This window comes from Micromonospora sp. NPDC050695, assembly GCF_040654415.1.
In the GTDB taxonomy this organism is placed as follows: Bacteria; Actinomycetota; Actinomycetes; order Mycobacteriales; family Micromonosporaceae; genus Micromonospora.
Window position 1 is genome coordinate 1 of record NZ_JBFAHZ010000094.1, and the last position, 8662, is coordinate 8662.

Below are 8662 nucleotides of genomic sequence, written 5' to 3' on the forward strand. Positions count from 1 at the left end.
CCCAACATCGCCCGCGCCAACCGACGCGCCGACCGTCGCTCACACGACCTCATAACCGCTGTGACCAGCAGTTACCCCAGAACGCAATAGCCCTGTGACCGCCTCTTCTTCTTAAACCACTCCTCATTAATGTGGAGATTGCCGTCGGCAAGAGTTTCGTAGGGGATTTTGTGCCTGTCCAGCAGCTTCTTAAAATGCTGGCGAATGTTAATGTTCTCAATGGGGCTCAACCCGAAAGAGCTGAGTGCGTTATACAAGACGTCCTCCTCGGGTTCTATGCATTTGCCCTCTGGTAGCGGGATTCGCTCATGAAGTGTCATGAATTCATCAAGCTGGAAAACTCTATTGATTCCTCTGTTTCTCCTGGCGGAATGGTTTTGCCTGGAATCCTTGGACGCTTGCGTAGACATGAATCTCCCGTCTCATTATTGTCGGGCTGTGCAGGGGAAGGTTCGGGGCTGAGGAAGATCGGTACAGGAATTAACGCTAGGGATGATCTTGAATGCCGGTCGGTGGGCGTGGAGTGAGGGCGAGCCTTGCCCTATGGTAGAGATTGTCGGCGAAATTTACCGTTTCCTGTGTGTCATTTGGATCACTTGGCGCAGCCATGCAGTTAACCAACTCCTATGATATTTAGAGCCCGACTGATCGGCAAAAATTTCGAGCCCTGCTACAGAGTCAAACGAAATCCAGGGGCCCCGGGTTCATGTGACATGACTGACCGGGTGTCTCGTCGGCGCCTCGACCCCCGCGGCCGGGTCCGGCACCGTCGTACGCGCGCGTCGGCGCAGCCGCAAGTCCTCGCATGCCGAAGCGGAGCATCACCCGCGCGACCCGCTTACGGTTGTCCGCCAGGGCGGCATCACGCAGTCCGGCGGTGAGGTGGCCCCTCGTGGTGTCGCAGAGTGATCCCCGTCAGCGGGCCGCTGTCGGCGCCGGCGCCGCGGTCGCGGCACGCTCGATCGCGCGGTAGACCGTCGAGCGGGCCACGCCGAAGAGGCCCCGTGTTTGGGTAGCTGTCCCAGCACCGCAAATATTTGATCTTGATAGCCGGTCTCGGCGTTCGGTGCCGTGTGGAGGCGAGGTGTTGGACCGGCGATGGTCGGGCGGGGCGTCCGACCGCTGCGACCAGGGCACCGCTCTAACGGGGCGTTGGCGGCGGCGTTACCGGGCGGCGCTGCCGGAGCAAGAGTTGGAGGAAAAGAATGCCTTTTGGCCGGCGGCGGGCCCAGCGGGCCCTGGAGTGGCTGAAGGGCGTGCCGCTACCTCGAGTGGCCGCGACGATCGGGGCGCGGCTCGGTCCCGACTGGACCGTCGAGGCGACGCTGGAGGCGATCGGCCGGTCCCGGGCCGGCCGGGACCGGCTGGACGCGCCGCTGCGGCCGCTGGGCTACCTGGTGGTGTTGCTCGAGGAAGCGCTGACCGGCGAGCACGAGCCACCGCACCCGGCCCGCCGCTGGGACCAGCACGTCCAGGAGGTGGCGGCCGCGCGCCGGCGCGACGTCGTCGACCAGGCGGCCACGACGGCCGCCGAGCTGGCCGCGACCCGCGCCGGCTGGAACGACCGCGCCGCCGCGGCCCGCGCCGAACGCGCCAGCGGCGGCACCGCTCGGCACGCCGCCCTCGCCGCAGCCCGCGCGGCCGCCCCGAGGCGACCACGCCGCCGCCCGCGCGATCGCGGCGGCCGACGACTGGCCGGAGGTGACACAGCCCGGCGGCGGCCTGCCCACTGGGCTCGCCGGATAGCCGACGGCTAGCTACCTGGCTAGCTATCCACGCTCACAGCGACTCACAGCGCAGGTCAGAGCCGTTCTGTCAGCCGACCGGCAGTCTGTCGGAGCGGTCGCCGGCGGCTGCGAGCATCTGACTGCCGGGGCTTCCGGGGCTGAGGAAGATCGGTACAGGAATTAACGCCAGGGATGATCTTGAATGCCGGTCGGTGGGCGTGGAGTGAGGGCGCGTACGTTGTCTGGCTGTGCCCGTGGAGTTCCGCGATTCCCAGGTCAGAGCCCTACCCGACAACCCGCAATGGCCCTGAGCATCCCCCCCCTCACCGAGAAGGCACCTTGGCGCTCGGCTGCCCAAGGCTTGACAGCGCGGCAGAATGTCCGGGAGGCGCGTCACCCGCTGCCGGGTCGCGAGGAGGCGGCGGGCCGCCAGCTCCGTGCAAGTTGGCGGCGAAAGTACGGGCATCAGAGTCTCTGCTGACTCTCGCGGTTTCGATTCGCACGGAAAGTGCGTCATAGAACCGTTGAGGAAGGGCGGCCGGATTTGCGCGTTCCCGGTTCAGCTGGTCGCGGTAGATCGGGGTATTCGGCGGCACGGGCAGCCCGGTGCGGCGCCAGACCGCCTGCGTATAGGCAGCGGACCAATCCAGGTCTTGCTGAGTTACCAGTCGCGAATCGGGCACCATACTTGGGGTACTAGTTACACGTTTGTGCATTATCGATCCCTTCGTAGCGCAGCGCGCCAGCTTTTGGGTTCCGGCGGGCACTGCTTTCTGACGTCGTAAGGCGGAGTAGGTTGATCGCTGTGTTCCGCAGAGTAAAATCGCCCCCCGTTCACTGGGCACGGCCGGCTGGCGTCTGAGCTGACACGGCCGCAGGGCTGGTTGACGATCCTGCCGCTGGAGGCTGTGGTCCGGGCGCATTCCTCCGATTCGATGACGCGAGGAGCGCAGCAGTGCTGACAGACGCCGGCTGCATTCTCTTTCTATCCAGCTCAGCCCCTAGCGCCCACACAAACTGTGTCGCAAATCGCTTAAGAGAGTTATAAGGACTTCCTGCCGCTTCCTCCAAGACGTGCTTGACCTCTTTGTGGATATCGGTGGCGACCTCGAGCGAGGTAAGGTGCGCGACCCATCGCCCAGTCGCCACCGAATCCAATGCGTTGTCATTGCCTTCTCGGTATATCGCGTCACGACAGCTATAGCCTGTCGTCCTCAGATCAATAAACCATTGGGCAGTCACCTCTTCTCGAGACCTCTTCGCACCATCGGACATGGGGTACCTCCGGTTCCGGTAGGGACATCTAGGCTTAGAACGACGAAGAGACGGCAACTGGTTCATGAGACACGTTGCCAGGGTGCCAGGCCCGCGATCGTGAACACGCGTCTGTCGCGCCGGCTGACCACCGTGGTCGACGCGACCAACGGCGTACGGGCCGAGCGCGCCGAGCTGCTCTCGGCCGCAGCCCGCCACCAGGTGCCCGCGACCGCCGTGGTGTTCGGCACCCCACTGGAGACGTGCCTGGACCGGCAGCGAGCCCGGCAGCAGGGCCGGGCGCCCCGGCTGTGGGAGGCCGACATCGAGGTCAGCTGCGCGGCGGTCATCGAGCACGAGGCGTGGGTGGCAGCAGCTGCGCGGAGATCTGACCGAGGTTCGGGCCAAGGTGGACGACCTGAACGGGCAGCTCGACCAGCGCGGCCGCGAGGTCGAGCAGGGCCGCGCCGAGCGGGACCAGGTCGCCGCGCAGCTGCGCGCCGTCGAGCGGGAGCGGGACCATGCGGTGCAGCGGGTGGAGGCCGTGCAGCGGGAGCTGGACGACGTTCGCCAGCGCGAGCGGGACCAGGCCGCTGCGCGGCAGACGGCCGAGGCCGCCGTGGTGGAGGCCCGCGAGCAGCTGCGGCGGGTGGAGCGGGAGCGGGACCAGGCCGATGCGGGGCGGACGTCGGCGGAGTCGAGGCTGGCCGACCGGGACGGGCAGGTGCAGGAACTGCGCGGGGAGCTGACCACGGCCCGAGCGGCCGAGCGAGAGGCCCGCGCTCAGGCTGCCGACCTCACCAACCAGGTCGCCTCGCTGGCCGGCCGACTCGGGGTGTTGGTAAGAACCGAGACACCAGGGGCCAATTAGTTGATCTCCGTGGGCGGCTGGGGGCGGCCGGCGGGGGTTGAGCTGGTGTCCCGTTAGGGGATCGTCCACCGGGCACCTGCGGAGGTGGGCGACCAGGTCATTCCGCCGCTGGTCGGCGAATCCCGTAAGACCCGCCCGGTGATATGCCCGGTCAACGGGGGCCAAACGGTACAGTGCCCCCATGGACGGCCTCAAGATCGGCTACGCCCGGGTGTCCACCGACGAGCAAGACCTGAGCGCGCAGTTGGCCGCGCTCGCCGAGCTCGGTGTCGGCACCGACCGGATCTATGTCGACAAGGGCCTGACTGGAACCAACCGGGCCCGGCCGGGTCTGCGCGAGGCTCTCGCGGCGTGCCGGGCCGGCGATCAGCTGGTCGTGACGAAATTGGACCGGCTCGCTCGTTCGGTCACCGATGCGCACGACATCGCCACGGAGCTGACCGCCCGGCAGGTCAAGCTCAACCTCGGCGGGTCCATTCACGACCCGACCGACGCGATGGGCAAGCTGCTGTTCACGACCTTGGCGATGATCGCCGAGTTCGAGGCGGACCTGACCCGGCTGCGAACGCGCGAAGGCATGAAGATCGCCAAGGCCAAGGGCCGGCTGCGCGGCAAGGCGCCGAAGCTGAGCGCGAAGCAGGAGGCCCACCTGGTGGCCTTACACAAGGCCGGCGAGCACACCAGCGCCGAGCTGGCGGAGTTGTTCGGCGTGGCCCGCTCGACGGTCTACCGGGCGATCGAGCGCGCCGCGGCCGCGACGCCGGGAGCGGCACGCTGACGCCATCGCCACCACCGCCGCTGGCAGCGTCATGGACGCCCTCTGCGACAACCTACGCACCATCGACAAACTCATCGACACCACTAGCGCGGCCGACCTGTTCCGCGTCATCTAGCCGACATCTAGCCCTCCCGTCAGAGGTGGAGAACTATTAACTATTACCGCGCGGTAATAGGGGTGGTACCGGTAGCTACGGACGCTGGACGGCACCCGCCAGCAACCACTTGACAGCTCATCTCAGTAATACGTCGGCTGCCGCTCTTCCGGGTCCGCATGCACGACGTCGAGGTCCCTGTCCGCGACGAGGCGGTCGACAACCCCACGGTCGGCTCCGATACCAGCCCAATGAGGGTCGACGTCGCTGGCGAAACACCACGCATGGTCCGCCGGCCAGACAAATGCCGGCGCTGAGTGGGCCTCGGAGTCGAACAGATCGCTCCACCCCGTCAAGTCGTCCAGGGTGCCGGTGAACAAGACGTATCGCCGGTGCGGGAGATCCACCATGGGTCCGTCGGTCAGTGCAGGATTCCGGAACGTCGCGCCGCCCTCCCACACGCAGACATAGCAGTCGCGTGTGGAGGAGCTGTAGGCGGCGAGGGCCTCCAACGCCGTTCGGGCCATGTCGATCTCGGTGGTTCGGTGAGATGGCAGCTGCATGTCCGACTCGCGCATATCCGGACGGACCGGATCAGGCAAGTAGCGAAGACGTGCGTAGGCGGGGAACGAGGCCGGCCCGAACGTGATCAACCGCGTCGGGCCGACATCGGTCGCACACAGCCACTGCGCAGCAGAGATCTCGTCAGTGGGCTGCAGTGTCATCGTCGAATGATAGACCGCTAGTTCACCACGCAGTTGACGACGGCCTCCCTGTAGGGGGTGTCGCCGGTGTCGATCTCGCCGATGACGTCGACGTCCTCGTGATTGCGCCAGGAGATGGGCTGGCTGGTCGAGTCACAGGCGTGTCGGGCGTTGGACCTGATCGGTCATCCGCATCAGATCGACGATGTTGCGGTGCAGCGCCCGCGTCGGCGGTGCGTGGCCGGTGCTCACCCCACTGACCAACGCCGCGGTGTTCGGGTGCATCCATCGCGCGGTCAATACCCGGCCAGCGTCGGTGGCCTGCCCGGAGGGGCGCAGCGGTTGGACGCGGCGTGCTTTGGCGCTGGCCATCGCCGGTCCAGCACCTCGCCTCCACACGGCACCGAACGCCCGAGGCCGGCTATCAAGATCAAATATTTGTGGTGCTGGGACAGCTACACAAGCGTGGGGCCTTGGAGGAGCACAGCTTCCCGACGACCAGCGCGGCGGTGGCGTGGCCGCCCTGCACCGAGGCGGCGACGCGCAGCAGGTCGTCCCAGGTGCTCGTGATCAGGTCGGTGTTCAGGCGCCGGGTCAGCAGGCCGCCCGCACGTGGGTAGCGGGCGAGGAAGTCGGCGTTCGGGCCGGTCCGGTAGAGGGTGATCTTCCCGAGGTCGCGGATGCGCGGCGAGAGCTGCTTGCCGACCAGGTCGAACAGGGCGAAGTTGGCCAGGGTCGCGCCGTGAGTGTCGGTGGCGTGCTCGAAGGTCGGCAGGTCGGTCTCGTTGCCCAGAAGCCCGTCGAGCACGTAGTGCGACTCCGGCGCGGTCGCCACGATGACCTTCGTGTCGAACGTCGAGTGCTGGTCGGAGACGTGGGTGTAGGTGGAGACACCCTGCCCGCGGGCAAAGTACCGCGACAGGTGCCGGGCGGTGATCGACTTGCCCTTGCCCGGAAACCGCTGCCCGTCCGACGACGACAAGGTGCCCGACCCGAACGCCTGGGTCAGCGGAAGCCGGTGGTGGTAGTTGACCACCGCGGCGTTGGCCGCCTCCAACGTCTCCGGGCGGAAGTACCACTCGGCGGTCCAGGCCAGGACGTCGTACGGCACGCCGCAGGACTCGGCCATCGCCGACAGACCCATGTTCGTCGCCTCGGCGATGATCACGTACAGCAGGTTGCGTTTCAGCTCCGCCGGCCGGCTCACCTTCCCGCCGGCGTGCACCAGGTGATCGGTGAACCCGGTCCGGGCGTCGACCTCCACCAGCACCGACGCGATCGGCACCCTCGGCAGCATCCCGGCCAACTCCGCGCGCAGCGCGTCGGCCTCGGCGGGCACGTCCTCGGCGGTCAACGGCGGGATGATCAGCTCCCCGTCGTCGGTGAGCCGCACCTCACCCGGATTGCCCTTCGCCAACTGCGTCTCCAGATCCGTCAGGGCGGCGTGCAGCTCGTCGTCAGCCTGCGCGAGCGCATCGGCGGCCTCGACCGGTTTACCGACCAGGTGGCAGAACTCCACCTTCTGCGGCGCCCACGCCGCCGGGGTGAGCAGGAACGACGCCGGATCGGCGTACCGCCGCGACCCGGGCACGAACACGTCACCCGAGCGCAGCCCGTCCCGAAGGCCGACCAACACGGCGATCTCCCAATAGCGGCGGTACGCGGTGACGTCACCGGCCTGCTCCGCGACCACGAGGTAGCCGGCCCACTTCGTCGGGACGAACCCGACCGGAGCACCGGCCGGGACCTTGCGGGCACCGGTGGCGTACAGCTCGGCCAGTACGCTCACCGCCTGGAGCAACTGCTCGGTGCCGGGCCCGCCTGCGAACTGGACCGCGCCCAGCACGGCCGGGGCGAACTGACGCAGGTACGACATCGACGCGTCCAACATGCTGAGCTGGCCGTGGTCGCGTGGCAGCCGCTCGCGGCGCTCGGCCCACGCCCCCCGCATCCGGTCCATCCCGATCCGACCGCGCAGGAGCGCGCCGATCTGCTCGTCGCCGATCCCGGTGTCGAGGACGATGGTCAGGATCTCGTCCAGCAGCGCCTGCCGGTTCTCCCCGCCTTTCGCCCGCTCCGCGAGGGCCTCGACGACCTTCTGCTTCGCCGCCGCTTCCCGGCCGCTGATCGCTTGGTCGAACAGCAGCAGCGTCTCGTCCAGCACGTCGACCGCCGACTGCGCCAGCAGGGTCAGCAGGATCGGATACCGGCGCTCCGGCTCGCGCCGCTGCAACGCCTGCCCCGTCAACCGGCGGCCCACCCCGGCCAGGAACCGGCGCCGTTCCGCCGGCAGCATCGACAGATCCAGGGTGTGCGCGTCCAACCGGCGCAGGTAGGTCAGCTTCTCCAGCTCGGCCTTCACCGCGGCTGGGCTCGACGACGTCGGCCCCACACCCAGCCACGCCAGCGGCGTCCGGCCGAGATAGGCGTCCGGGACCAGCAGCAGGTCCAGCTCCGCGCACCGCCGATCGGTCAGCAGATGCCGCACCCGCGACCACGTCTCACCCCGAGCGCGGGCCCGCGCCGCAGCCACCCGCCGCAGCAACAGGATTACCCCCGGCCGCACCACCCGCGACGACAACAGATACTCGCAGGCCAGCCGGAACAGCAGCTTCGGCGAGTCGTGCTCCATCGCCCGGGCGAACAGGAACTCGTCGAGGTCCTTCCACTCGGCGGTGTCCATCGACCGCCAGCCGGCGTAGCCGGCCACCTCCCGCAGATGCCCCGTCCGGGTCTGCTCCCGCTCGCCGTACCCCCGCAGCTCACCCATCGCGATCCCGAGCCGCTGCGACAACCGGCCCACCACGGCCGCCGGTGCCGCCGCGACGTCATCGGGCACGAACCCGAGCCACGGCAGCGTGCACAACTGCACCGCCACACCCAACACGTTGCGGCCCGTACGGAACTGGCGCACGAACGCCTCGTCCGCACCGGTCAACGTGAAGTACCTGATCAGCTCGGCCCGGTTGATCTCCGGGAACCCCCGAAGCCGCACCAGATCCTCTGCCGAGAACACGTCCTGAGTCGCCACAACCCCACCACCCGAGCATCGACCGTCACCGAACGGGACGGCACGCTACGGGCCAGATCAGAGCTTGATCAACCCTCAGTTCTTAGCGATGCTCCTATGCGTCAAGTCCTAGGTTGGAAGCAGTCCCAGCAGGGGTCATGGCTGCGATAGAAGGGCTGTTCAGCAGGGCTGTAAAGACCTCGCGGGCCAGGTATCGCTTGAGG

Annotated in this window: 5 protein-coding genes and 2 pseudogenes; 4 read left to right on the top strand and 3 right to left on the bottom strand. The window is 67.7% G+C overall.

Features of this window, described 5'->3' with window-relative positions:
- Window positions 1–1205: 1205 nt before the first annotated feature.
- The 4 genes and pseudogenes from AB0H52_RS30955 (at window position 1206) to AB0H52_RS30970 (ending at window position 4630) form a co-directional block, all read left to right on the top strand.
- Window positions 1206–1757, top strand: coding sequence for a hypothetical protein (locus tag AB0H52_RS30955; protein WP_357951812.1), 552 nt, complete (start codon window positions 1206–1208; stop codon window positions 1755–1757).
- Between the two features lie 1092 nt (window positions 1758–2849).
- Window positions 2850–3266: pseudogene (locus tag AB0H52_RS30960) on the top strand (AAA family ATPase); the annotation flags it as partial.
- Between the two features lie 124 nt (window positions 3267–3390).
- Complete coding sequence (locus tag AB0H52_RS30965; RefSeq protein ID WP_357951814.1) at window positions 3391–3852, top strand: hypothetical protein; 462 nt, start codon at window positions 3391–3393, stop codon at window positions 3850–3852.
- Window positions 3853–4033: 181 nt separating this feature from the next.
- On the top strand, window positions 4034–4630 hold the full coding sequence (locus AB0H52_RS30970; RefSeq protein ID WP_357951816.1) for a recombinase family protein: 597 nt from the start codon (window positions 4034–4036) through the stop codon (window positions 4628–4630).
- A gap of 237 nt (window positions 4631–4867) precedes the next feature.
- Here the strand turns inward: AB0H52_RS30970 and AB0H52_RS30975 are convergent, their stop codons facing one another.
- From AB0H52_RS30975 to AB0H52_RS30985, 3 genes and pseudogenes are all read right to left on the bottom strand, one after another.
- Window positions 4868–5449 carry a hypothetical protein gene (locus tag AB0H52_RS30975; protein ID WP_357951818.1) on the bottom strand — a complete coding sequence of 194 codons (582 nt, stop codon included), beginning with the start codon at window positions 5447–5449 and terminating at the stop codon, window positions 4868–4870.
- A 132-nt stretch (window positions 5450–5581) separates the two neighbouring features.
- Window positions 5582–5800, bottom strand: a complete 219-nt coding sequence (locus AB0H52_RS30980) for a hypothetical protein (protein WP_357951820.1) — start codon at window positions 5798–5800, stop codon at window positions 5582–5584.
- Window positions 5801–5900: 100 nt separating this feature from the next.
- Window positions 5901–8459, bottom strand: a pseudogene (locus AB0H52_RS30985) (Tn3 family transposase); the annotation flags it as partial.
- Window positions 8460–8662 lie beyond the last annotated feature (203 nt).